We start from the raw sequence: 25119 nt of genomic DNA on the forward strand, positions 1-25119 counted from the left end.
TCTCTCCGCCGTGCCTAGCGCACTTTTCTTAACGGGGAAGATACGCGGTCTTCCGGGCGGCATTATGACGTGGCGCCGCCCGAAAGGGGAAGGGGTATCTTGCCGGCGTAGCGGCCCTAGCCGCTGACCTTCTCGACCCGGCAAAGCTTGCCCGCGATGAGCGAGATGATCGCAGCCCCGAAGGAGAAGAGCGCCCCCATCTTTGCCGCGTCCTGCACCGGACCGCCCGGGAAGGCGACCGAGGCAACGAAAAGCGCGACGGTGAAGCCGATGGCCGCGACGCAGCCCACGACCACCAGGTCAATCGTCCGCATGCCGAGCGGCAGGCCGAAGCGCAACGGGTAGGCCGCGAGCCAGCCCATGATCGCGATGCCGAGCGGTTTGCCGATGATCAGACCGAAGAAAACCAGCCAGGTCGGCTCGGAAATCGAGGAGAACTCCACGCCCGCGTTCAGGAGCCCGAAGAAGAACAGGATGATCTCCACCGGGTATTTCAGGTGGTGTTCCATCCAGTTCAGAAGATCGGTCAGATGCTCCTCCGCGGCGGCGAAGATGCCGAAGGCGCGGTCGGCGTGGGGCACGGTCGGAACGATCGGCAGCAGGCCCAGTGCGGGGTGGATGCCCGCCTCCTGGAAGCCGTACCAGCTGATCGCGCCGCCGACCAGATAAGGCACGAACGAGAGCCGTTTGCGCACCCAGGTCGAGTTCGGGCGAAGCTGGTTGCCCCGGTCCAGGAAACGCGGCAGCCAGTTGAAAAGGAAGAAGACTGCGACCGCCGCGCCCAGCGAGACCAGCAGCCATTCCGGCGCCAGCTCGCCCGACGGGTAGAAGATCGCGAGGATGATCAGCCCCGCGGCATCGTCCGCGATCGCCAGCAGCAACAGGAACCGGATCGCGGGGTGGCCCGCGCCGAAGACCATGCGCCCGACGAGGTAGGAAAACGCGATGTCGGTGGCCGTCGGGATCGCCCAGCCGCGGCTGACCGCCTCATAGACGCCAAGGACGGCGGCGAGGCCGAGGTAGACGGCCACCGGCCCAAGCATCCCGCCCGCGGTCGCGATCAGGGGCGTCACCGCCTTGCGGCCTCGCAACGCGCCGTTTTCGAGGATCACGGCCTCCCACACTTCCTTGGCGGCGATGGCGAAGAACAGCGCCATGAGCACGTCGTTGACGAGGTAGTGAATGGTCAGGGTCCGCGTGGCGTGCCCGCCCTCATGTTCCAGGTGACCGATCCAGAAGTTCTCGATCAGCGGGTATTCGACGAAATGGTGATAGCTTTCGGCGTCGATATTGGCCCAGACGAGGGCAAGCACGGCGCCCGCGATCAGCAGAAGCGAATAGCTGGCAACGAAATTCCAGACGCGATACATGGGCGGCCGCTCCTCCTGGCGTTTTAGGGTGGCATAATGGAATTGCACTGGCTGGGCAACCGCCGCCCGTCCGCAGCGCGTGGCCCTGCACCCAGGCGTTGCCGCAATGCGGCGTCTGCCCTAGCTTGGAGCCATGTCCGACCCCTCGGAAGATCCCGCTTCGACCTTGGTGCAGGCGATTTCCGCCTGCCAGCTCTGCGCGCCCGACTTCGCCGCGACCGCCACGGCACATGCGCCGCGCCCGGTCGTCTGGTTCCGCCCCGGCGCGCGTCTCCTGATCGCGGGGCAGGCGCCCGGCGCGCGGGTCCATGCCTCCGGCCGGCCCTTCACCGATCCTTCCGGCGACCGCCTGCGCGATTGGCTGGGGTTGGACGAGGCCGTGTTCTACGACCGCGCGCGCGTCGCCATCGTGCCCATGGCCTTCTGTTTTCCCGGCTATGACGCGAAGGGTGCCGACCTGCCGCCGCCCGCGCGTTGCGGGGCCACCTGGCACGCGCGGGTGATGGCGGCGTTGGGGCCGCGCCGCCTGACGGTTCTGGTCGGCGGCCACGCGCACCGCTGGCATCTGGGCCGCACCACCTGCAAGGGTGGGGTCACAGCGACCGTCGCCCGCTGGCGCGACTTTGCGCCAGACGTTTTCCCCTTGCCCCATCCGTCCTGGCGCAATACCGCGTGGCTGAACCGAAACCCGTGGTTCGCGGCGGAGCTTCTGCCCGAGCTGCGGCAAAGGGTGGCCGAGGTGATGCGCGATGACTGAGACGACCCCGCTGGATCTGGCCCATGCCGCGATGGAGGCCGCGCCCGAGGATGACGCCGCACGTCTGCGCTTCTATCACCGGCTGGCCGATACCGAGCTTTTCCTGCTGCTTTCCGAAGAGCCCGAGGGGGAGGCCATCGCGCCCCAGGTCTTCGATCTTGAGGAAGGATCGTTCGTCGCCGCCTTCGACCGGGAGGAGCGGCTGGCGACCTTCTGCGACGCGCCCACCCCCTATGCGGCGCTGCCCGGCCGCGTCATCGCCGCCCAGCTTGCGGGGCAGGGCGTCGGGCTTGCGCTGAACCTCGCCGTCGCGCCGTCCGCGCATCTGCTGCCCGCTCTGGCCATCGACTGGTTGGCCGAAACGCTTGGCTACGGTCCTGACCACAGCCCCGAACACGGGGGCGTGCGGCCCACGGGGTTTGCGGCGCCGGGCGATCTGGCACCCGCGCTTGTCGCGGAACTGGCGGCGAAGCTGCTGGGCCTTGGGGCGCTGGCCCAACGCGCGGGGCTTGCGCGGGCGCTTTACCCGGACGGCCGGGAAGGGACGCTCCTGGCCTTCATCGGGGCCCGGCCGGGGGCCGAGGCCGGGTTTGCCAAGGCCGTGGCCGAGGCCGTCACCTTTTCCGGCGCAGAGGCGGAGGGGCTCGACGTGACCTTCCTGCCCGATGCTGGGGCCGTGACGGAGGCGTTCCTTGCCGTCGCGCAAGACCTGCCGCTGGCCGCGCCCCCGGCGCCTGAACCCGAAGCTGAGGATGTGCGGCCGACCGAGCCGCCGATCCCGAATCTGCGCGGCTACCGCCAGCGGGATGGCTGAGGGAAGAGTTTAGGATTTGACTGCAAGGCGCTGATCTGGATCAGTTTTTGCCTCAGTACCCAAGCTTGCGGTCAACAAGGTACAGCAACGGCTCACCCGCCTCGCCCCGCCGGATGTTCTCCGCCACGACCTCCGCCGCCGTCGAGGCGCGGGTGTCGGCCGCCACATGCGGCGTGACCGTCACGCCGGGATGCGCCCAGAACGGGTGATCCGGCGGTAGGGGCTCCACCCGGAAGACGTCGAGCGTCGCGTGGACGATCCGCCCTTCCTCCAAGGCGGCAACAAGCGCGTCATCGTCGATCAGAGGTCCGCGACCGGGGTTGATGAGGAAACTGCCCATCGGCATCAGGGCGAAGCGTTCCGCGTTCATCAGATTCTCGGTCGCCGCCGTGCGGGGCAGGAGCGTCACCAGGATGTCGGCCCGCGACAGCGCCTCCGTTAGCCCCACGTCGCCGGAAAGGCAGGTGATCCCCTCGATCTGCTTGGCGGTCCGGCTCCATCCCGTGACCGGGAAATTGAGCGCAGCCAAGGCATTGGCGCAGGCCGTTCCAAGCTCTCCAAGGCCCAGGATCGACACCCTCCGGTCGCGCGCCAGGGGGGGCTTGATCTCGCCGCGCCAGACGCCGTCCTGGCCCAGGATATGCGCGTCCATGCCCAGGTGGTGGCGCAGCACATGACCAGTGACCCATTCGACCATCCCTTCGGTCAGGCCGCTGTCGACCATCCGGCAAAGCGGCTGGGTCAGCGTCGGGTTTGGCGCGATCCGCTCCACCCCCGCCCAAAGGCTCAGCACCGCCTTGCAGCGGGTGAAGGGGGTGAAGTCCGAAACTTCCGAGTTCGGGGCATAGACCATGTAGTCGACCGCCGCCGGATCGGGCGCCGCGTCCGACAGTGCAACGTCCAGCCCTTTGGCCGCGCAGGCCGTCTGCAGCGCCGCGCGGTATTCCGGCCACAAGGCCGCCGCGGCGGCGAAATAGACGTTTATAGCCATTGGCTTACCTCGGTCTGTGAATGTGGGCGCTCTGGGTCAGGCCGAAGGCCAGGAGCAGGATCATCATCGCGGTTCCGCCATAGGATACAAGCGGCAGCGGCACGCCGACGACAGGGATCAGCCCCATCACCATCGACATGTTGACCGCGAAGAAGAGGAAGAAGGTCGATCCGATCCCGATCGTCATGAGCGAGGCGAAGCGGTCCTTGTTGGACAGACCCGACACCAGGGTAAAGGCGACCGTCAACGCGTAGAGCATCAGAAGCGAGAAGGCACCGACAAAGCCGAACTCCTCGGCCAGCGTGGTGAAGATGAAGTCGGTGTGCTTTTCAGGCAGGAAGTTTAGCCGCGACTGGGTGCCCTGCATGTAGCCCTTGCCCGCCCATCCGCCGGAGCCCAGGGCGATCTGCGCCTGCATGATGTTGTAGCCGGCGTCCAAGGGGTCGCTGCCGGGGTCGAGGAAGGTGTCGATCCGCTTGAACTGATAGTCCTTGATCAACTGCCACTCCGTTCCCCGGCTTTCGAAGACCGCGAAGACCAGGGCCACGACCAGCGCGATGACGGTGCCGAAATACCACCAGCTGACCCCGGCCGCGAACATCACGATGCCGCCGCCCGCCAGCAGCAGGATCGCCGTGCCAAGGTCGGGCTGCTTGAGGACCAGGATCGTCGGCGCCAGCACCAGAGCCACCGGGATCAGCACCCAGAGCGGGCGCGACACCCGCTTCACGTCCAGCCAGTCGTAATAGGCGGCAAGCAGCATCACCAGGCTGATCTTCATCAGCTCGGAGGGTTGCAGGCGCAGGGGGCCCAGCTCGATCCATCGCTGGGCGCCCATGCCGATGGCACCGAAAAACTCGACCGCGACCAGCAGCAGGAATGAAACGACGTAAGCGAGTGCGGAGACGTTGCGCCAGAACCAGATCGGGATGAAGGCGACCACGAACATGCCGGCCAGCCCGACCGCGAAACGCTTCATCTGCGGTTCGGCCCAGGTGTCGAGTTGGCCCCCCGCGACCGAATAAAGCATCAGGAACCCGACCGAGGCGATCGCGGTCAGCAGCACCACGACCGGCCAGTTGAGATACAGGATCTTGCGGATGCCTGTGGGTACGGTCTTGACGTTGTACTCAAGGTAACTCATGCGCGCGACTTGGCCCCCGGCTTGTCGTCGCGCAGGATCAGATCGAGCGTCTTGCGTTGCGCCTCAATGCGGTCGCGTTGGCTGGAGGGGTAGGCGCTGAGCGGCGGCAGGTCGCGGTAAAGCGCCTGAAGCAGGATGTCGCGGGCGATCGGGGCCGCGGCCGCCGATCCGCCGCCGCCATGCTCAACCACGACGGAGACCGCGATCTCCGGGTTGTCATAGGGGGCGTAGCACACGAAAAGTGCGTGGTCGCGCCGTTCCCAGGGCAGATCGTCGTTCGAAATGACGCCGCGTTCACGTTCGGCCTTGGTGATGTTGCGAACCTGGCTGGTGCCGGTCTTGCCCGCCATCAGCATGGCATCGTCCACGATGCGCGACCCGTGCGCGGTCCCGCGCTGGCTGTTGATCACGTCGAACATGCCCTTGCGGACGGCACGCAGCGCCGCCTCCGGCAGGTCCAGCGGCTGCGGCGCGGGCGCGGGCTCCGGCACGCCGTCGCGGGCCCGCAGGAGCCGGGGCGAAACGTCGGTTCCCGAGGCCACCCGCGCCGTCATCACCGCCAGTTGCAAGGGCGAGGCCAGCACATAGCCCTGCCCGATGCCGGAGTTCAGCGTGTCGCCGATCAGCCAGTCCTTGCCGTACTTGGCCCGCTTCCAATCACGGTCGGGGGCCAGCCCCTCGCTGATCGCCGACATCGGAAGATCATGGCGCACCCCGATCCCAAGCCTGCGCGCCATCGCGGCGATCTTGTCGATCCCGACCCGCTGGGCCACCTCGTAATAATAGACATCGCAGGACTGTTCGAGGCTGTGGGGCAGGCTCACATGCCCATGGCCGCCGCGTTTCCAGCAGTGGAAGCGGTGGTTGCCAAGCTCGGTGAAGCCCTTGCAGTAGACCGTTTCCTCCGGGTCGATCACCCCGGCCTCAAGCGCCGCCAGGGCCGTCACGATCTTGAAGGTCGAGCCGGGCGGGTAGGCGCCCTGCACGGTCTTGTCGGCCAAAGGCCGGTGGTCGTTTTCCGTCAGAAGCCTGTAATCCGCCGAGGAGATGCCGCGCACGAACAGGTTGGGGTCGAAGGTCGGGGCCGAGACGATCGACAGGATGTCGCCGTTCCTCACGTCCATGACCACGGCCGCGGCGCTTTCGCTGCCGAGCCGCGCCTGCACGTAGTTCTGAAGGTAGCGGTCCAGCGTCAGTTGCATCGCGGTTCCCGGCGCGCCTTCATTGCGGTCCAGTTCCCGCATGACCCGACCGGTCGAGGTCACCTCGATCCGCCGGGTTCCGGCCTTGCCGCGGAGGTCTTCTTCCAGCTTGGCCTCGACACCGAGCTTTCCAAGCTGGAATTTCGGGATCTGGAGCAGCGGGTCCGGGTTTTCGATCCGCGACAGGTCGTAATCGCTGACCGGGCCGACATATCCCAGCACATGGGCGAAGTCGCCGCCCTGGGGGTAGGACCGCGACAGGCCGACCTCGGTCGTGATGCCGGACAGCGACGGGGCGTTGACGGCGACGCGCGACAGGTCTTCCCAGGTCAACTGGTCCGCGACCGTGATCGGCAGCGTGGGACTGCGGCGCATGACCTCTTTCAGCGTGCGCGCGATATCGTCCTCTGTCATCGGGATCAGCCGGGCGAGGCGGCGCAGCACCTCCTCCACGTCGCCCGCGTCCTCGCGCGTGATGACGACGCGATAGTTCTGGCCGTTGCCGGCGATGACCGCGCCGTTGCGGTCGAGGATCAGCCCCCGTGCCGGCGGGATCAGGCGGATCTTGATGGAGTTTTCCTCGGCCAGAAGCCGGAAGTCGTCCGCCCGCTCGACCTGCATGAACCGCATCCGGAGCGCGAGCGTCGCGATCGTCGCGGCCTGAAGACCTCCGATCACCATGGTCCTGCGGCTGATGCGCCGGGTGCTTTCCTGTGCGTCGCGGGCCGAACGCCTCATAGCCGTTGTCCCATGGCATCGACCTCGCCCGGGGCGGCGCGGCGCAGGCCGAGGGCTTCTTGCATAACATAGGCCAGGATCGGGTAGGCGGCGACCGAGATCAGGACCTGCAACAGCGTCAGGCCCAGCCCCGCCTGCGGGATCACGAAGAGCGCCAGCACCGCGCGGTTCGCGATCGTGACGACCAGGATCGCGCCCGAGGCGACCAGCCATTCGACGAGAAAGTTTACCTCCCGCAGGCCGATCCGGTGGGACCGCAGGAACTCCGTCACCAGCAGCACCAGCGCCGCCCACAGGCCCGGCGCACGCAGCGTCATCAGGTCCTCGACCAGGATGACGGCGGTGATCACTAGCGCCGGTAGGTGGTCGGGCCGCCGGATGACCCAAAGCACCGTCAGCAGCAGCACGAAGTCCGGCCCCGGCACCGAAGCGGGCAGGGTGGACAGTGGCAGGATGCGCAGGAAAAGGAAGGCCGCGCAAAGAACGGCGTAAATGAAGGGGTAGCCCAGCCGCCGGGCTCTGACCGGATCAACCATTCGCCCCCCCGTCAAGTTGCAGCCCCTCGGGTTCCTGCATCAGGAGCGGGGGCAGGGGCGGCGGGATCAGGACGCCGGGTTCGGTGATCTGCTCGGCCGGGTGGCTGCGCAGGACGCGCAGGAACTCCAGCCGCTGGTAGTCAGCCGAGAGGCGCACGCGCAGGCGCCGGTCGGTGCCCTGCGCCACCTGTCCGACCAGAAGCCCCGCCGGGAACACCCCGCCGTCGCCCGAGGACACGACCCGGTCACCGGGGCGCACCTCGTCCGGGCTCTCAAGGAAGTCGATGGGCGGCGCCGCGCTGTTGTCGCCGACCAGCATGGCCTTCTGGCCCGAGGGCTGAATCGTCACCGGAATGCGGCTCGACGTGTCCGTCAGAAGGAGCACGCGGGACGTCGTCTGCCCCACGCCCGAGATGCGCCCGACAAGGCCAAGCCCGTCGGTCGTCGCCCAGCCGTCCACGATCCCGTCGCGGGCCCCCACATTCAGGAGCACGGACTGACGGAACGGCGACCCCGCATCCGCCAGCACCACGCCCGAAACGGTCGTCAGTTTCGGATCAAGCCGGACCTGGTTCTGGGCCAGCAGCTTGGCATTTTGCTGCTCAAGCTGGACGGCGGCCTCTTTCCACGCCTTCATCTGCTGCAATTCCCGCCGCAGGTCCTGGTTTTGTTCGTAGAGGTTCGCGTAGGACTGGAAGCCTTCCACCATGCCCGAAAGCTTGGTGACCGGCACCATCGCCCAGTCGAAGTTCGGCACCACGCGGTCGATGAAGGCGGCGCGGAAGCGCTCCACGCGTGGGCTGTCGATCCGCCAGATCAGGAACAGAGCTGCCAGCGCAAGCAAAAGCATGGCGATCAGCACTCGGCGGACCGGCCCCTTGTAGTCGGCGCTGTCGCGTTGGCGTGCCATGCGCGGCCTCGTCTTCCGACGCCCGGCGGGCGCCTCAGCTGTCGTAGTCTATCACGTGGCGAAGCTGCTTTTCGTATTCAAGCGCCTTGCCCGTGCCAAGTGCCACACAGTTCAGCGACTGGTCGGCGATGGAGATCGGCAGCCCGGTCTGCTCGCGCAGCGCCAGGTCCAGCTCGCCCAGCAGCGCACCGCCCCCGGTCAGCATCACGCCGCGGTCCACGATATCGGCTGCCAGGTCGGGGGGCGTCGCCTCAAGCGCGATCATCACCGCCTCGCAGATCTGCTGGACAGGTTCGGCCAGGGCCTCGGCCACCTGGGCCTGGTTGATCTCGATCTCTTTCGGGACGCCGTTCAGAAGGTCGCGGCCGCGGATCTGGATCGAGGCGCCACGCCCGTCGTCGGGCATCCGCGCCGTGCCGATCGAGGTCTTGATGCGCTCGGCCGTGCTTTCGCCGACCAGAAGGTTCTGCTGGCGCCGCAGGTAGGAGATTATCGCCTCGTCCATGCGGTCGCCGCCGACGCGGACCGAGCGGGCATAGACGATGTCGCCCAGCGATAGCACCGCCACCTCAGTCGTGCCGCCGCCGATATCCACGACCATCGAGCCGGTCGGATCGGTGATCGGCATTCCCGCGCCGATGGCCGCCGCGATCGGCTCCGCGATCAGGCCCGCGCGTCGCGCACCGGCGGAAAGGACCGACTGCCGGATCGCGCGCTTTTCGACCGGGGTCGCGCCATGGGGCACGCATACGATGATCTTCGGCTTGGAAAACGTCGTGCGCTTGTGGACCTTGCGGATGAAGTGCTTGATCATCTCTTCGGCCACGTCGAAGTCGGCGATCACGCCCTCGCGCATGGGCCGGATCGCCTGGATCGAGCCGGGCGTACGGCCGAGCATAAGCTTCGCGTCCTCGCCCACGGCCAGAACCTGCTTCTTGCCGTCCTTGACATGGTAGGCGACCACCGAAGGTTCGTTGAGGATGATCCCCTTGCCCTTAACGTAGACAAGCGTGTTCGCCGTCCCGAGGTCGATCGCCATGTCTGACGAAAAGAGACCAAATCCCATCATCTGCACTTACCCCAAGCAAGAAAGGCCCGCGACTCGCCGCGCGCGGGCCTTAATTCGTTGACAAATCTTATAGGGGTATGGCGCGCCGAGCGGAAGGGGGCTATCGGGTGAGGTCCGGCGAGAAATCGCCGGACTGCACTTTTCGAACATTTTCCGGGGCAGGCGGCGAACCTGCCCCGGAAACTTTCACGAAGCCGACTTCACGTCCTCTTCGGGCTTGGTCTTCGCCCGTCGAACGATCAGGTTGTTGAGCGCGCTGACATAGGCCTTGGCGCTTGCCACCACCGTGTCGGTGTCCGAGGACTGGCCGGTCACGATCTTTCCGTCCTCTTCCAGGCGGACGGAGACGGTGGCCTGCGCGTCGGTCCCCTCGGTCACGGCATGGACCTGGTAGAGGGCGAGGCGCGCGTGATGCGGGAAGAGCTTCTTGACCGCGTTGAAGGTCGCGTCCACGGGCCCGTCCCCCTGCGCCGTCACCTGCCGGTCGATACCGTCGATGGTCAGGATCAGGTCGGCAGATTGCGGCGCCTCGGTCCCGCAGATCACACGCAGGAACTTGACTTGCAGGTGGTCGCCCGCGGCCTCCGACGCGGTGTCGGTCATCAGCGCGACGAGGTCGTCGTCATAGACCTCCTTCTTGCGGTCGGCGAGCGCCTTGAAGCGCACGAACACGTCGTTGAGCTGGTTGTCGGCCAGGTCGTAGCCCAGTTCCTTCAGCTTGGCGCGCAGCGCCGCGCGGCCCGAATGCTTGCCCATCACCAGGTTGGTGGCCGACAGCCCGATATCCTCAGGACGCATGATCTCGAACGTCTGGGCGTTCTTGAGCATTCCGTCCTGATGGATTCCGCTTTCATGGGCAAAGGCGTTCTTGCCGACGATGGCCTTGTTGAACTGCACCGGGAAGCCCGACACGGCCGCCACGCGGCGCGAGATGCCCATGATCTTCGTAGTGTCGATGGCGGTACGGTAGGGCATGATGTCGTTGCGCACCTTCAGCGCCATCACGACCTCTTCGAGCGCGGTGTTGCCCGCGCGTTCGCCCAGACCGTTGATGGTGCATTCGATCTGGCGCGCGCCGGCCTCGACAGCGGCGAGCGCATTGGCCGTCGCCATGCCCAGGTCGTTGTGGCAATGCGTTGCGAAGGTGATCGTGTCCGCACCGGGCACCCGTTCCAGCAGCATGCGGATCAGGTCGGCGCTTTCGCGCGGCGCGGTGTAGCCCACGGTGTCGGGGATGTTGATCGTCGTGGCGCCCGCCTTGATCGCGATCTCCACCACGCGGCAGAGGTAGTCGTGTTCGGTTCGTGTGGCATCCATGGGTGACCACTGCACGTTGTCGCAGAGATTGCGCGCATGGGTCACGGTCTCATGGATGCGCTCGGCCATCTGGTCCATGTCCAGGTTCGGGATCGCGCGATGCAGCGGCGAGGTGCCGATGAAGGTGTGGATGCGAGGGTGCTTGGCGTGGCGCACTGCTTCCCAGCAGCGGTCGATGTCCTTGAAGTTGGCCCGCGCGAGCCCGCAGATGACCGAATTCTTCGCCTGACGGGCGATGTCCGACACCGCCTCAAAGTCGCCTTCGGAGGCGATGGGGAAGCCCGCCTCGATGATGTCCACGCCCATCTCGTCGAGCATCTCGGCGATCTCGAGCTTCTCGTCTTGGGTCATGGTCGCGCCGGGCGACTGTTCGCCGTCACGCAGCGTGGTATCGAAAATCAGCACGCGGTCCTGTGCGGCGGCACCGGGGGCTTTGGTCTTGTCGGTCATGGCATGTCTCTCGTCTTTGTCCTTAGCGTCGGGTTCTGGCGCTGGTCACCTCTGAGCGGTCGCGCCGGAAGGCACGCTCAGAGGCAGCTAAGGAGAAGAAGGCCACGGCGGCGCGCCGCGCCGAGGGCGCGGGGGGTCGAAAGGATGTGCCGGTTCCGTGTCATGCGCGCGACTATACGGAGCGCCGCCGAAAGGAAAAGCGAAAAATGAACGGGACTGGGGCTTTTCGCCCCGCCCGTCAGTTGCCTGAGGCGCCCTCGGCGGGCGCGGTTTCGGTCGCCGCGTCCCCTTCAGCAGGGGCCTCCGTGGCCTCGGGCGCGCCGTCGGTGGCGGTCAGCGTGTCGCCGTCCCAAGTGCCGGTCGCGACCTCGCCGCTGGCGTAGCGCAGCGTGCCCTGGCCCTGGCGCCGGCCCTTGCGGAAGGTGCCTTCGTAGACATCGCCGTTGGGATAGGTAGCGACGCCCTGGCCGTCGATCTCTCCTGCCTTCCACTCGCCCGAGTAGCGGAAGCCGTCGGTCATGACGATGTCGCCGCCGCCCTCGCGCTTGCCCGCGACGAAGCCGCCGGTATAGACCGTGCCGTCGGTGTAGACCGCGACGCCCTGGCCTTCGCGGGTGCCGTCCTTCCAGTCACCATCGTAGGAATAGCCGTCGGGATAGGTCATCTTGCCCTTCCCGTGGTTCTTGCCGTTCTTGAACCCGCCCTCGTAGACGAGCCCGTTGGCGTAGACGGCCTTGCCCTGACCCTCGATCACGCCGGCCTTCCACGCGCCCTCGTAGGTCGCGCCGTCGGCATAGGTGATCTTGCCCGTGCCATCGGCCTTGTCGGCCTTGAACTGCCCCTCGTAGACCGAACCGTCGGGGTAGTTGGCCTTGCCCGTCCCCTCGATCTGGCCATTGGCCCAGTCGCCTTCGTAGGTATAGCCGTCGTGGCCCCGGAAGGTTCCCTTGCCCTGGCGCTGGTCCTCGGCGAAGTCGCCCTCGTAGACATCGCCATTGGCATAGGTGACCTTGCCCGCGCCGCTGCGCTTGCCGTTGGCCAGCTGCCCTTCGTAGACATCGCCGTTGGGTTGGGTCAGCTTGCCCGCGCCGTTGATCTGGCCCTCTTTCCAGGCCCCCTCGTAGATCAGCCCGTCGGCTGTCGTCAGCCGGCCTTGACCCGCGCGCTGGCCGCGCAGCATGTCACCTTCGTAGACCGCGCCGTCGGGATAGGTGATCTTGCCCTTGCCCTCCTTGACGCCCATGACCCAGTCGCCCTCGTAGGCGTAGCCGCCGGGGCTTTCCATCCGGCCGGTCCCGTTGTGTAGCGCCTTGGTGAAGCCGCCGGTATAGGTCACGCCGTTGGCGTAGTGGGCGACGCCCTGGCCCTCGATCTCGCCCTCGACCCAGTCACCCTCGTAGGTGCCGCCATCGGCGAAGGTGATCTTGCCCTTGCCCTGCGGCTTGCCCTTCACGAAGGCGCCTTCGTAGACCGACCCGTTGGGATAGCGCGCGACGCCTTGGCCGAGAATCTCGCCCTCGACCCAGTCGCCGGAATATTCGTAGCCGTTGGGCAGCCGGTAGGTCCCCCGGCCATGCTGCTTGCCGTCCTTGAACGTGCCCTCGTAAATGCCGCCGTCCTCGTACTGCTTGGCGACGACGTCCTGCGCGAGGGCCGATCCGCTGCCAAGGGCACAGGCAAGCGCCAGTGCCACACCGTAAATCGCCTTGCCCGTGGTCGCCATGATGCCCCCTTGCTGCCACCACCGCCGCAAGGAGAGACCCCGCGCCGATGCTTGCCTAAAAACCTATTGAACGGGGCGGGCGGTGGCAAGCGCCCCCGCGCGCGTCCACCGCCGCCGCGCAGACCCCCGCATACGCGCCCCCGCGCACGCACCCTTGCCGCTTTCGCTTGCGCGCAAGTCTGCTAAGAGATGGCAAACCTATGGGGATGCCGCATGTCCGACAGATTCCGCCTGACGCTCGCGCAACTCAACCCGACCGTGGGGGCGATTGCCGATAACGCAGCCCAGGCCCGTGCCGCATGGCAGGCGGCCAAGGATGCGGGCGCCGACCTTTTGGCGCTGCCGGAGATGTTCATCACCGGCTACCAGACGCAGGACCTGGTGAAGAAGAACGCCTTCACGCGCCACGCCATGCAGGCGGTCGAGGATCTGGCCCGCGACTGCGCCGACGGCCCCGCGCTTGGCATCGGCGGACCCTGGCTTGACGCGGAGGGGCGGCTCTTCAACGCCTGGTATGTCTGCGAGGACGGGCGCATTACCGCCCGGATCCTCAAGCACCACCTGCCGAACTACAGCGTCTTCGACGAAAAACGGCTCTTCGAATCGGGCCCTGTCTCGGGTCCCTACCGGATCGGGCCGCTCAGGATCGGCACGCCGATTTGCGAGGACGCCTGGTTCCCCGATGTCTGCGAGACGCTGGAGGAAACAGGGGCGGAGATCCTGCTGGTTCCGAACGGCTCCCCCTACTACCGAGGAAAGTTCGAGCGGCGCGTCAACCTCATGGTGTCGCGGGTGGTCGAGACGGGCCTGCCCATGGTCTACCTGAACTTCGTCGGCGGCCAGGACGACCAGCTGTTCGATGGCGGGTCCTTCGTGATCAATCCCGGCGGCCAACTCGCCGCGCAGCTTCCGGTCTGGGAAGAAACGATCGCGCATGTCGATTTCACCCGCCACCCCGAAGGCTGGCGCGCGCAGACCGGCACGCGCGCCGTACACCCCGACGAATGGGAACAGGATTACCGCGCGATGGTCCTGTCACTGTCGGACTACATGCGCAAGAGCGGGTTTTCAAAGGTCGTGCTTGGCCTTTCGGGCGGCATCGACAGCACGCTGGTCGCCGCCATCGCGGCCGATGCGCTGGGCCCCGAGAACGTCCATTGCGTGATGCTGCCGTCCGAATTCACCTCCGCCCATTCGTTGGAGGATGCCAAGGGCGTCGCCGATGCGCTGGGTTGCCGCCTGGACACGGTCCCCATCAGCGGCCCCCGTGCCGCAGTGACCGAGGCGCTGGCACCCCTCTTCTCCGGAACGCCCTTCGGTATCGCCGAGGAAAACGTGCAGTCCCGCCTGCGGGGGCTCCTGCTGATGGCGATCTCGAACAAGTTCGGGGAGATGCTGCTGACCACCGGCAACAAGTCGGAGGTGGCGGTCGGCTATGCCACGATCTACGGCGACATGGCGGGCGGCTACAACCCGATCAAGGACCTTTACAAGATGCGGGTGTTTGAGACCTGCCGCTGGCGCAACGCCAACCACCGGCCCTGGATGCTGGGACCCGAAGGTGCGGTGATCCCCCAGCGCGTGATCGACAAGGCCCCCTCGGCCGAGTTGCGCGCCGACCAGAAGGACGAGGATTCGCTGCCGCCCTATCCGGTCTTGGACGCGATACTGGAGCGGCTGATCGAGGGCGACATGTCCGTGGCCGAGATCGTTGCTGAAGGTTTCGATCGGTCGATGGTGAAAAAGGTCGAGCACCTCGTCTATATCAGCGAATACAAGCGCTTTCAGTCCGCGCCCGGCGCGCGGCTTTCTCGGAAGGCCTTCTGGCTGGACCGGCGCTATCCGATCGTCAACCGCTGGCGGGACGAGAGCTGAGCCAGCCAAGCGGCCACGCGCCGTTCCGGCGCGCGAAGCCCATTTCTCGCACCGGCTGCCGGGGCAGCCGGCGCTCGGGATCATGGGTATTTGGGCAATGAAGAAATCCCGCCTCTTCTTTATTGCCCGAAATACCCCAGGGGTGAATGCGGGCAACTGCCCGCAGAGGGGGCAGCGCCCCCTTGCGTCGTCGCTGCTGCCGCTCACAAGGCGTAGGCTTGGGCTCAGGCCGGAAGCCTGTCCTCGATCTGCCCCAACGCGGCGGTGAATGGGCCGCGGATATCGACCGCGACGCCGAAGGGGTTGCCCTCGCAAAGCTCGACGAGGCGATTGCCACTCAGGAAGCTGCGGTAATCGCCAATGGCCTTGCGGAGCTTTCCGGCGGCCTTGGCGCGGTCGGCCGGCGCTGCGCGGTCGTAGTCCATGAGTGCGGCCATCATCGCGGTCTGCACCCCGCCGCCGCTGAGGCCCGCGAGCCCGAACTCCGCGATCCGGTCGGTGTCGGGGTGTCCGGCGCCGCGCAGGGCCGACTGGAGCTTGGCGATGCCGGTGTCCACCTGTTCCTTGGCCGTGGTCCAGATCTCGACCGTCGCTGGGGCGGTGCTGTCGCGTTCGGCCGCGGCGATCTCGGCGGCCAGCGCCTTCAGGGCCGCGACCGCCGCCGGGGCGTCGCCGCCCGCGATCAGCGCCTGCGCCTCGCGGGCACTGGCGGCCAGCGCCTGCTGTGCGGGTCCTGCCGCCAAGGCCCGAATGCGCGGAACCAGCGTGGTCAGGGCCTGGGTCATCTTGGCCGCCGCATCACCGCCCGCGGGGGCTGCGGCGGGCGCGGCGGCCGGTGGGGCTAGGCGATCAAGCGCGCGCGCGATGAGGTCGAGCGTTTGAGCGGCGGCTCCGGTATCACCGTCGCGGACCTGGCCTACGGCCTTGGCGAAGGCGGCCACGAGGGGGGCGGCGCGGTCCTTGTCCAGGGCCTCGATCCGGGCGCGGACCGCCACGAGCCGCGCCTTGAGCGTGTCCGTATCGGGGGATGCCTCGGCTTCGACCGCCTCGGCCTGGTCCAACGCGTCATCGTCCTCATCGTCGCCCGTGTCGTCGGGCAGCGTCTCCTCGTCGATCTCGGCGCCATCAGGCCCCACGAGGATGGGTTTGAACTTCAGCAATCCCTCCTCGCGGAAGCGCACCTTCAGCTGCTTGACGATGCCCTTCAGGGGTTTCTCGCTCGACAGCTTCACCAGCGCCCCGTCAAGTGTGAAGGTGCCGAAGCAGGCCTTGCGGATGGCCTTGCTCGACGACTTCAGCTCCTTCTTGAGCACCGCGCCGGGCTTGCGCAAATGGACGGCAAAGCCGCATTCCTTGGGCTTGGAGGCGAGCCCGAAGGCGAAGGAATAGGTCTCGCCCGAGGATTTCGCCTTGGCGAAGAGTTTCTGGATGCCATCGGTGTCGAAGACTGGATCGCCGTCATCGGCCATGGGGGCCTCCTTCCTAGCCGCGCCCCGGCACGGCGGCCGGGGTTTCGACGAACTCGATCTCTGCCTCGTCGCCGGGCAGGCTGCGCAGGTAATCGGGCCAGATGCGGTCATGCGCATAGACCAGAAGGTCCACCAGTTCGGCGTCCGACCAGCCGTAGTAGCTGCCCCGGAACGGGTCGAGGCGCCCGTCGGGATCGGCGGCAAGCGCGTCGATGACAAGACGCAGCAGGTCGTCGTCGCCATTCGCCTGCGCGGAAGCGGCCATCTCGTCGATGGGCTCGTCCATGTCCGAGACATTCTCCATCGGGTCGCCCTGCGCGGCGACACGGCTTTCGGTCAGCATGCGCAGATAGTGGCGGATCGGTGCCAGCTCGACCTTCATTTCGTGATCCTTTTCTCAGACATAGCTGCCCGTCTCCTGGTCCCAGCCTTCCACGACCGGGAAATGCTGCATGACCACCCAACGGCCGGTCATCCTGTCGGGGTGAATGGGCTTCTGCGGCGCGGGCGGCGGGTTGGCGTCGTTGTGGGCCTTGTGGGCGTCGTTGACCTTCTTCAGCCGCTCCTTGAAGGCCTTCAGCGTCTTGGGGCGCGAGGGGTCGGGGTCGTCGGGCGGCGGATCGATCACGAAGAGCACCAGCGACTTGCTCTTGGTGATGCCCTTGAGTTCCGTGAAGGTCTCATAGCTTTGCAACTCGCCCAGCGTGCCGTCAGGGCGCAGGCCGGTGTTCTTCTTCTCGCCCCGGAAGGCGCGGTCGATCGCCTCGCCATGGTCGATCTCGGTTTCATGCTTGAGATCGGCCTCGGTGATGGCCGAGGCCGAGTAATCGGTCTTGGAAAGGTCGATCCCCCGCGCGGTCGCCTCTTCCAGCGCGATTTCCCGAGCGGCGAGCCAGGCGACGGGGTCATCGAAGCGTGACGAGGCCGAACAGAACGAGGTCTTGCCGTCCGGCGCCTGTCCGGTCTGGAGGCGGATCAGAAGCTCTTCGTCGGTGACATTGGGGCCGTGGCGGTCAAGCGAATGCCCCGCGTTGGTGCCCTTCGCGTCCGCCTGCTCGTAAATCGATGCGGTCTTGACGGCAAACGCCTTGCAGGCCTCGATCAGCGCCTTGTAGCCCGCGCCGGCCCCCGCGAAGTTGAGCTTCCTGGCCTCGGCGTCGGCCGCCGCGAGGTCCGTGGCGATGTCGGCCTTGGATTTGCCCGCGTAGATCTTCGACTGGTTGCCGGGGAAGGCGTCCTCGGCACGCTCCATCGCAGCCTGGAGTTTCACGACCTGCCGCCGAAGGGCCGCCATCGGCTGCGCCCTGGCCAGCGTCGCGTCATGGGTCTCAAGAAGGGCTATCGCCTCCTCGATCGCGTGGTCCGTTTCGCCCTTTGCCTGGGCGGCGTCGAACTTGGCGGTCAGTGCGGCCGCCGGCTCGGGGACGGCTGCGCCCGAAAGCAAGGCGATTACCCGTTTCTGGCGCGCGGCGGTCGCTGCAAGCCGCTTGCGCCAGTCGGTATCGATGGCGGCCAGCGCGGACTGGCCCGGGTTCTCCAGCAGCGTCTCCAGCACCGCGATGGCCTCATCCGGCTTGCCCTCGGTGTTCATCTTGGCGCGCGCCTGGGTCAGCGCGTCATTGGCCGTCTTGTGCCCGTCGCTGCCGGCGGTCTGCACGGCCACCAGCCGCTCCACCTGGGTGTCGAGCGCGCGGAAGTCTGCCAGCTTGCGCAGCTTCGTCATCGCTTCGTTCAGCTTGGTGATGGCGGCGGGATAGTCGTTGGCAGCGGCCTTGGCGTCGGCAGCATCAAGGAAGGTCAGCGAGGGCGGGTCGGTGTCCAGTTGCGCCTGAAGCGCGCGGACGGGCGCGTCCGCGTCCATCCAGGCGCGGACGCTTGCGATACGGCCCTGCGCGGTGTCCATCTTGCCGTTCAGGTCAACGAAATCAGCCGTCGCCACCAGCGCGTTTGAGGCTGGCATCGCCGCCTTGACCCAGGTCTTGTGGGGATTGTTCCCGCTGCCGAGCGTTCCGGCCTCGCCCGAAAGCCGCTGGAGCCTTGCCTTGGCCGCGGCGAGGTCCTTGCTCTCGCCCGGCGCCCCGTTAAGCGCGCTCAGCGCATCGCCGTATTTCCCGGCCACCATTTCGGCCTCTGCGTCCGTCACGGCCTTGCGGATCGGATCGTTGGCGGGTGTGTTCTTGGTGATCAGGGTGTTCAGCTTGCGCCACAGATCGACACAGGCGAAGAGAGCGGCGATGTTCGCCTCGGCCGCGTCGAGGGCGGTGATGGCCCCGGCGTAATCGCCCCCGCCGGCCTTGGCGCGCGCGGCATCGGCTTGCAGTTTTACGTCATCGCCGCCGGGGATCTTCGATTTCGCGATGGCGGCCAAAAGGGCGTCATTGGCGGACTGGAACGCCAAGAGCCGCACCCTGTAAGCCTCCGCCGCGTCAAGGACGTCCTTGCTGACGCCCGCCGCTGTTGCGAAGCCGTCGAGCGCGGAGGTCGCGCCCGCATAATCGCCGGTCTTCGCCTTCGCCTCGGCTGCCGCGATCGCGGTATCGCGTGCCGTGGCGGCCGCGGGGTTGGTCTGGACATAAAGCGCGGTCTTGATCAGCCAGTCCTGCCGATGCGCGGCATGGGCCTTGGCGGCGGCAAGCTTGCCGGTCACCTGCGCGAGCGTTGCCCGAAGCGCATCGATATCGGCGGGCTTGGTGGCCTTGCCAAGCGCGGCCACCGCCGCAGAGATCGCGCCCGTCATCGCCGCCTGGAAGCTTTGCTCGATCGCCCCGGCCTCGGCTTTCAGCAGCGCCTTGGCCGCGTCGATCGCCGCCAGGCCCTCGTCCCGCGCCTTGGCGAAGGCGGCATTTTCGGCCACATCCTTCTCGATCCCTTCGACGGTTGCCGTCACGGCGGCAAGCGCCTCGTCATCGTTTGCCTTGGCGATCGCAGCGAGGCATTTGATGCGGCGCTTGGCGAAACCTGCGAGTTCGCGCGGCGTGGCCCCGGCCGCGAATTTCAGCGCGTCGAGCCGGTCGCGCAGCGCCTTGCGCGCGGCCTCGCGCTCCGTGATGGCGGTCTTGATGGCGGCGATCCGGGCAGAGATCGCCGAGGTGGCCTTGTCAGCCTCGTCAAGCTTGGCGGGGTCGTGGGGCAGGGTGATCAACAGTTTCGCCGCCGCGACGGCCTTGGCGATTTCCTCCGACTCCGCCGTGTTGGCCTCATCGGAAAGTGCCACCCCGTCGAGGTCCTGCGTCAGTTTTAACGCCCGCTCGGCGCGTGCAGTGACCGCTTCGGCGAGCTTGGCGCGATCCGCGTCCAGCGTATCGGCGCGGGCCGCCGTATCGGCCAGGACCTTGTCCTCATGCGGCGGGTTCAGCGCCCCGGTCAGCGCCGTGGCGCGGTCGGAAATGGCCTTCGCCTCCGCCGGCAGACACCCGTCGGGCGGCCTGATCTGCGCCAGGCGCGCGCGCAATCCATCGGCAGCCCCGGCACGCTCGACCACCTTGGCCGCGGTCTGTGTCACCGCTTGCCGGATCGCTGCGGCCTTTGCCGGCGCATTGCCCAGGTCGGGGTTGAAGCCATGCGCCGCCAACTGATCCACGAGCGATTCGAAGGCCTTGTCGATGGCGTCACGCTCTGCCGCGGCGGCGCCGGCGGGGGCTGTCATGTCGTCGGGCCGCGGGTCGAGCGTGTTCAGCATCTCCTCCGCTGCCGAGAATTCCTCGGGCTCCGGGCCAAGGGCGGTCATGCTCCAGGACATGAAGTAGAAGAACTCCGACACCCAGGCGTAGACCTTGCCGGGAAGGCGGCCACCGTTCGGATCGCTGCTGTCGCTCATCGTGCCTGCCCCCGGTTTCCGCATGTCGTTCGCCGGGGTGAGTGTAAGGGCCGGGTCCGCGCAGGCAAGCGTCTTGCGCGTCATCGCGGACGATTGCGCTGACCCGGGCCAGATCCATCCCCGGCTTGACCATGGGACGAGGCCGGGCCAAGGTCGCGCGGTTGCAGCGGTGGTGGGGAACAGATGCGAAAGACGCGACTTGGTGCCGACGGGCCGGAGGTTTCGGTCCTGTGCCTCGGAACGATGACCTGGGGAAACCAGACGCCCGAGGACGAAGCCCACGCCCAGATCGACCGCGCGGGCGAACGCGGCGTGAACTTCATGGACACGGCCGAGATGTATCCGGTGAACCCGGTCCGCCGCGAGACGGTCGGCCGGACAGAGGAGGTGATCGGCAACTGGATCGCGCGGGGCGGTCGGCGCGACGACTGGGTGATCGCAACCAAGATCGCGGGCGAGGGCGGCGCCGCCCGCGAGGCGGGCGAAATCATCGACGGCCCCACGATCCGCAAGGCGCTGGAGGGTTCGCTGCGCCGTCTCAGGACCGATCACATCGATCTTTACCAGTTCCACTGGCCCAACCGGGGCAGCTATTTCTTCCGCAAGCACTGGACCTATGACCCCTCGGGGCAGGACCGCGCCGCCACGCTCGACAACATGGCCGAGTGCCTGGAGACGGTCGGCGCACTGGTCCGCGAAGGCAAGATTGGCCACTGGGGGCTGTCGAACGAGACCGCCTGGGGCATGGCGCAATGGCTCAGGCTCGCCGATCAGGGGCTCGGGCCACGGCCGGTGTCGCTTCAGAACGAATACTCGCTGCTCTGTCGGCTGTATGACACCGACCTGGCGGAACTCGGCCATAACGAGGACGTGACCCTTCTGGCGTTTTCGCCGCTGGCGACGGGCCTGCTGACGGGCAAGTACGCAGGCGACGTGATCCCCGAGGGCTCGCGCCGGTCGCTCAACCCCGAGCTTGGCGGGCGCATCACGCCCCGCGTCTGGGGCGCGGTCGCGGCTTATCTGAAGATCGCGGGCGAGGCCGGTCTCGACCCCGCGCAGCTGGCCATCGCCTGGACGCTGACGCGGCCTTTCCCGGTCGTGCCCATCTTTGGCGCAACGACCCTCCCGCAGCTTGAGATCGCGCTGGGCGCCGCCGACATCGCGCTGCGCGAGGACGTGATGGACGCCATCTCCGCCGCGCATCGGGCGCATCCGCTGCCCTACTGAGCGCCCCCGGCGCGGAGCGTCGTGGCACTCGCGCCGAACCGGGCCCGGAAGGCGCGCGCGAAGGACGCCTGGCCGGAAAACCCGGTCCTGAGCGCGATTTCCTGAAACGGAAGGCGGGTGTCGGCGACCATCCGCCGCGCCTCCTCCAGCCGCAGGTCGAGGAAGAAGCGCCCGGGCGAGGTTCCCAGACGCGCGCGGAACAGCATTTCCATCCGCCGGGCGGAAAGGCCGATCCGGCGCGCGATCTCGGCAACGGGGGGCGGGTCCTCGATTGCAGCCTCCATCAGCGCGACGGCACGGCCCAGGGCGGGATCAACGCGGGCGATCCGGGCGGCCGACATCGTGCGTTGGGGGGCGGCCGCGGTGTGAACGGGTTCGTACAGCAGCGTTCCCGCAACGGTCAGCGCCAGTTCGGCACCCTGTCGCGCGCGGATCAGGTCCAGCATCAGCTCAAGGCTGGGCGCGGCGCCCCCCGTCGTGATGCGGTCGCGCGAGATCACATACCGGTCGCGGCGCACATCGATGGCGGGAAAGGCGTCGGCGAAGGCCTCCAGGTCCTCCCAGTGGACCGTTGCGCGCGCACCATCGAGCAGCCCCGCGCGGGCGAAGAACCAGGCGCCGCCATCGACCGCCGCCATCGCCCGGACCCGTGGGGCGATCCGACGTAACGCGGTTAGAAGCGCGGGCGTGGCCTGTTCGGCCAATCGGAAGCTTGCCACCAAGACCAGCAGGTCACAGTCCGGACGCTCCGGCAAGGCGGCGGTCGGCACCTCCATTCCGGCGGTCAGGCGGATCTGGCCGCCCCGCACCGAGTAGTAGCGCCAGCTATAAAGGGTGCGCCCCGACCGCCGGTTCGCCACCCGCATGGGATCGACAACCGAGGCGAGGCCAAGCGCGTTCGTCTCCTCCATCAGCAGGATGCCGACCGAAAGCGGGCCGGGTTCCGGGGCAAAGATCGTTGCGTGTTTCATCAAGCGATTTCGTATTGTGCAAATGCGCTGCCGCGCAAGCCCCCCCTTGCGCTTTTTCCCCCGGCGTGAAGAGACTGCGCCGATGCGGCGGAAGGGGGAGCGGCCATGCGGATAACCGGACGACGGGGGCTGGCGGCGCTTCTTGGCTTGGCCGTTCTGGCCGGTTGTGATGGCGGCGCGCGGCCCCTGCGCGACCCCGACGTGATGATCGCCTCGCTGGCGCTGTTCGATCCCGCCCGGATGGCGGGCACCTGGCACCTCGCGGCCGCCTTCGGGGGCGAGGCTGCCTGCGGCCCGTTGGCCGAGGCCTGGACCCCACGGACAGGCGGCGCGCTGGCGGTGACGGGGCAGGGCTGCCGCAATGGCGCGCCCGTGGCGCTCGATACCGTCGCGATGCCCTCGGGGCCGGGCCGGTTCAGCCGGCGCGGGCCTGCGGGGGTGGAATCGCTCTGGCTGCTTTGGGTCGATGGCGGGGACCGGGTCGCGGTGATCGGAACGCCCGACGGCCGTTTCGGCCGCATCCTGTCGCGTGATCCCGGCCCGCGCGGTGACCTGATGCAGGCCGCGCGCGATGTGCTGGCCTTCAACGGCTATGACCTGTCGCGCCTGGTTCGGACGACGCCGTAACGATCGCGCGTAATTCCTTTAGGCACCCCGGAAATTCCCGCGCGCCCGTGTCGGCCTCGCGCACCAGCCAGTCGAAGTGCTGAGAGATCGCGGCAACCCGTTGGCTGTCGCGGAAGGCGACGTAGTGGCGGCCAAGGTAAATCACCGCCAGCAGCGGGCCGAAGACCGTGACCGGGGCCGAGAACACCCGCCGGGCGTCGAAGACGTAGATCCGCAGCCGGGGGTAAAGCTGATCGTAAAGCTGCGCGAGCCGGTCGATCTGTTCCAGCCGGATCGCGGCGGGAAGGCCGCTGTAGTAGCCCTCCGCCCGCGCAAAGGCGAAAAGCTCGTGCCGGGGCAGGGCGATTTCATAGTCGGACTGGGCCGAACGCATCCAGCCCAGTCGATCCTCGCTCGCGCCGATGGCCTGTTCGGCACTGCGGCCAAGCTGGGGTTCGTATTCCCAGCGCAGCATCTCGCGCGTCTTGAGCATGTCGGGCAGCGTCGCGGGCACATGGCGGACCTTGAAGCCCGCCGCCTCTTGGTGCCAGGCAAAGATCGCCTCGTCGATCAGGGCGCGCGGCGCCTCCGTCAGGGTCAGCGAGGTCGCGAGCAGGTTCGCCAGCGGTTCCGGCCGGTCACTCAATCCCAGCAGCCAGTCCGCCGAAATCGCCAGGGCGCGCGCGCATTCCGCCACGACCTGCGCATTGGGAAGCCGCGCGCCCTCACCGCCCAGAAGCTGGGAAATGGTCGAGCGATCGACCCCCACCTTGCGCGCCAGACCGCTTTGGCTCTCGCCCTTGTCGGCCATCGCCTGCGCCAGACGTTCGCGAAACAGGCCGGCGCGGTCCCGCTTGTCTACTTTATTCCTCATGTCGTTAATAAAATCACATTTGATGACAAATGTTAATCATTTTCAGAATACGAAAAATCGCGCCTTCCGCTTAGCACAGGGGAAAAGAAGGACGGTGGAATGGAAACCCGAAGACGCACCCTGACGAAGGCAATCCTCTGGAATCTCATAGGTCTTGCCTCAATGGCCTTGGTGGGGTTGGCGATGACCGGCTCGATCGCGGTCGGGGGCGCGCTGGCGGCGATCAACACCGCGATCGGCTTCGTGTCCTATGTGCTGTACGAGCGTTGCTGGGCGCGGGTGTCCTGGGGGCGGACGGTCGGCCAAGGGGGTGTCCGCCATGGCTGAGCGCAATCGCGAGGTCGAATGGCCGACGCTTGCGCTGATCGGCGCGGTGTATCTGTCCTGGGGCCTGGCCACGACCGTCCTCGCGGATCTGTGGATGCCGCTTGCCTTTGCGGTGCTGGTGCTGTCGCTCGTGCTGCATTCCTCGCTTCAGCATGAGGTTCTGCACGGCCACCCGTTCCGGAGCCGCCTGCTGAACGAGGCGCTGATGTTCCTGCCGCTCGGCCTCGCCTATCCCTATGGCCGGTTCCGCGACCTGCACCTGGAACATCACCGGGACGAGCGGCTGACCGACCCCTATGACGATCCGGAGTCGAACTTCCTCGATCCTGCGGTCTGGGCCGCGCTGCCGCGCTGGCGCCAGCGGCTCTTGCGCATCAACAACACGCTGGCGGGGCGGATGCTGGTCGGACCGGCGATGGGCGTCTTGAGCTTTATCGGGAGCGACATGCGCGCGATCCTTGCGGGCGACAGGGCCATCGCACGCGACTGGGCGCTGCACGTCGCAGGGCTTGTCCTTGTGGCGCTCTGGCTCGGGTACACAGGGTTTCCCTGGGCGATCTACCTGCCGGCGGCCTATGCGGGCCTCGCCATCCTGAAGATCCGTACCTTTCTGGAACATCGCGCCCACGAACTGGCGCGCGGGCGCAGCGTGATTGTGGAGCGGGGCGGCCTTCTTCCCTTCCTCTTCCTCAACAACAACCTCCACTGCGTCCACCACACCCGGCCGAACGTCGCCTGGTATCGGCTGCCGCAACTTTTCCGTGAGGGCCGTGAGGCCTACCTGAAGCGCAACGACAGTTACTACTACGCCTCCTACGCCCAGATCTTCCGGAGCCATCTCCTCAAGGCCAAGGACCCGGTTCCGCATCCGATGATGCGGCAGAAGTGATCTTCCCCCCGTCCGCGCCGCGTGACAGAAAGCGCGGCGTGGA

At 67.3% G+C, this 25119-nt stretch carries 21 protein-coding genes; 7 read left to right on the plus strand and 14 right to left on the minus strand.

The features are described from left to right. Positions 1-116 precede the first annotated feature (116 nt). Positions 117-1370, minus strand: coding sequence for a Na+/H+ antiporter NhaA (locus OE647_RS02135; protein ID WP_263719985.1), 1254 nt, complete (start codon positions 1368-1370; stop codon positions 117-119). 133 nt (positions 1371-1503) lie between these two features. Here OE647_RS02135 and OE647_RS02140 point away from each other — a divergent pair, with 133 nt between their 5' ends. Together OE647_RS02140 and OE647_RS02145 are read left to right on the plus strand one after the other, a co-directional pair. Beyond that, positions 1504-2127 carry a uracil-DNA glycosylase family protein gene (locus OE647_RS02140; protein WP_263719986.1) on the plus strand — a complete coding sequence of 208 codons (624 nt, stop codon included), beginning with the start codon at positions 1504-1506 and terminating at the stop codon, positions 2125-2127. Next, complete coding sequence (locus OE647_RS02145) at positions 2120-2941, plus strand: SseB family protein (protein ID WP_263719987.1); 822 nt, start codon at positions 2120-2122, stop codon at positions 2939-2941. Before OE647_RS02140 ends, OE647_RS02145 begins: the two co-directional genes overlap by 8 nt. A gap of 52 nt (positions 2942-2993) precedes the next feature. Here OE647_RS02145 and OE647_RS02150 read toward each other — a convergent pair whose 3' ends face one another. The 8 genes from OE647_RS02150 to OE647_RS02185 all read right to left on the minus strand — a co-directional run bounded on the left by OE647_RS02150 (position 2994) and on the right by OE647_RS02185 (position 13021). Beyond that, entirely contained in the window at positions 2994-3932 is a 939-nt protein-coding gene (locus tag OE647_RS02150; protein WP_263719988.1) for a 2-hydroxyacid dehydrogenase, read from the minus strand. A gap of 4 nt (positions 3933-3936) precedes the next feature. Next, positions 3937-5076, minus strand: coding sequence for a rod shape-determining protein RodA (rodA, locus tag OE647_RS02155; RefSeq protein WP_263719989.1), 1140 nt, complete (start codon positions 5074-5076; stop codon positions 3937-3939). After that, positions 5073-7016, minus strand: a complete 1944-nt coding sequence (mrdA, locus tag OE647_RS02160) for a penicillin-binding protein 2 (RefSeq protein ID WP_263719990.1) — start codon at positions 7014-7016, stop codon at positions 5073-5075. The genes rodA and mrdA overlap by 4 nt, the downstream gene beginning before the upstream one ends. Beyond that, positions 7013-7552, minus strand: a complete 540-nt coding sequence (locus tag OE647_RS02165) for a rod shape-determining protein MreD (RefSeq protein WP_263719991.1) — start codon at positions 7550-7552, stop codon at positions 7013-7015. The genes mrdA and OE647_RS02165 overlap by 4 nt, the downstream gene beginning before the upstream one ends. Continuing rightward, entirely contained in the window at positions 7545-8462 is a 918-nt protein-coding gene (mreC, locus tag OE647_RS02170) for a rod shape-determining protein MreC (RefSeq protein ID WP_263719992.1), read from the minus strand. The genes OE647_RS02165 and mreC overlap by 8 nt, the downstream gene beginning before the upstream one ends. Before the next feature lie 34 nt (positions 8463-8496). Continuing rightward, on the minus strand, positions 8497-9531 hold the full coding sequence (locus OE647_RS02175; protein ID WP_263719993.1) for a rod shape-determining protein: 1035 nt from the start codon (positions 9529-9531) through the stop codon (positions 8497-8499). A gap of 186 nt (positions 9532-9717) precedes the next feature. Beyond that, positions 9718-11298, minus strand: coding sequence for a 2-isopropylmalate synthase (locus OE647_RS02180; protein ID WP_263719994.1), 1581 nt, complete (start codon positions 11296-11298; stop codon positions 9718-9720). A 238-nt stretch (positions 11299-11536) separates the two neighbouring features. After that, positions 11537-13021, minus strand: coding sequence for an MORN repeat-containing protein (locus OE647_RS02185; protein WP_263719996.1), 1485 nt, complete (start codon positions 13019-13021; stop codon positions 11537-11539). 213 nt (positions 13022-13234) lie between these two features. Here OE647_RS02185 and OE647_RS02190 point away from each other — a divergent pair, with 213 nt between their 5' ends. Continuing rightward, on the plus strand, positions 13235-14896 hold the full coding sequence (locus tag OE647_RS02190; RefSeq protein WP_263719997.1) for an NAD+ synthase: 1662 nt from the start codon (positions 13235-13237) through the stop codon (positions 14894-14896). A gap of 224 nt (positions 14897-15120) precedes the next feature. Here OE647_RS02190 and OE647_RS02195 read toward each other — a convergent pair whose 3' ends face one another. The 3 genes from OE647_RS02195 to OE647_RS02205 are packed head-to-tail and all read right to left on the minus strand — an operon-like array spanning position 15121 to position 20182. Beyond that, positions 15121-16365: a hypothetical protein gene (locus OE647_RS02195; protein WP_263719998.1), complete on the minus strand. Its 1245-nt coding sequence runs from the start codon at positions 16363-16365 to the stop codon at positions 15121-15123. 13 nt (positions 16366-16378) lie between these two features. Then, on the minus strand, positions 16379-16747 hold the full coding sequence (locus OE647_RS02200) for a hypothetical protein (protein WP_263720000.1): 369 nt from the start codon (positions 16745-16747) through the stop codon (positions 16379-16381). A 15-nt stretch (positions 16748-16762) separates the two neighbouring features. Further along, positions 16763-20182 (minus strand): coiled-coil domain-containing protein, encoded by a 3420-nt coding sequence (locus OE647_RS02205; protein WP_263720001.1) that lies wholly within the window; start codon positions 20180-20182, stop codon positions 16763-16765. 183 nt (positions 20183-20365) lie between these two features. Here OE647_RS02205 and OE647_RS02210 point away from each other — a divergent pair, with 183 nt between their 5' ends. Beyond that, positions 20366-21409, plus strand: coding sequence for an aldo/keto reductase (locus OE647_RS02210; protein WP_263720002.1), 1044 nt, complete (start codon positions 20366-20368; stop codon positions 21407-21409). Here the strand turns inward: OE647_RS02210 and OE647_RS02215 are convergent. Next, a complete protein-coding gene (locus OE647_RS02215) occupies positions 21403-22380 on the minus strand; it encodes a GlxA family transcriptional regulator (protein WP_263720003.1) in 978 nt (325 codons plus the stop codon). The genes OE647_RS02210 and OE647_RS02215 overlap by 7 nt on opposite strands. Before the next feature lie 105 nt (positions 22381-22485). On the opposite strand from OE647_RS02215, the gene OE647_RS02220 reads away from it, so the two are divergent. Beyond that, positions 22486-23007, plus strand: coding sequence for a lipocalin/fatty acid-binding family protein (locus tag OE647_RS02220; protein ID WP_263720004.1), 522 nt, complete (start codon positions 22486-22488; stop codon positions 23005-23007). On the opposite strand, the gene OE647_RS02225 is transcribed toward OE647_RS02220, so the two are convergent. Next, positions 22964-23860, minus strand: a complete 897-nt coding sequence (locus OE647_RS02225) for a helix-turn-helix domain-containing protein (RefSeq protein WP_263720005.1) — start codon at positions 23858-23860, stop codon at positions 22964-22966. The two genes, OE647_RS02220 and OE647_RS02225, sit on opposite strands and share 44 nt — an antisense overlap. A gap of 99 nt (positions 23861-23959) precedes the next feature. Between OE647_RS02225 and OE647_RS02230 the strand changes: the two genes are divergently transcribed. Beyond that, positions 23960-24187: a DUF2061 domain-containing protein gene (locus tag OE647_RS02230; protein ID WP_263720006.1), complete on the plus strand. Its 228-nt coding sequence runs from the start codon at positions 23960-23962 to the stop codon at positions 24185-24187. Continuing rightward, the gene (locus OE647_RS02235; RefSeq protein ID WP_263720007.1) at positions 24180-25076 is read left to right on the plus strand and encodes a fatty acid desaturase; all 897 of its coding nucleotides are present in this window, start codon (positions 24180-24182) and stop codon (positions 25074-25076) included. Before OE647_RS02230 ends, OE647_RS02235 begins: the two co-directional genes overlap by 8 nt. Positions 25077-25119: the final 43 nt, after the last annotated feature.

The organism is Albidovulum sediminicola, assembly GCF_025751575.1.
Classification (GTDB): domain Bacteria; phylum Pseudomonadota; class Alphaproteobacteria; order Rhodobacterales; family Rhodobacteraceae; genus Albidovulum; species Albidovulum sediminicola.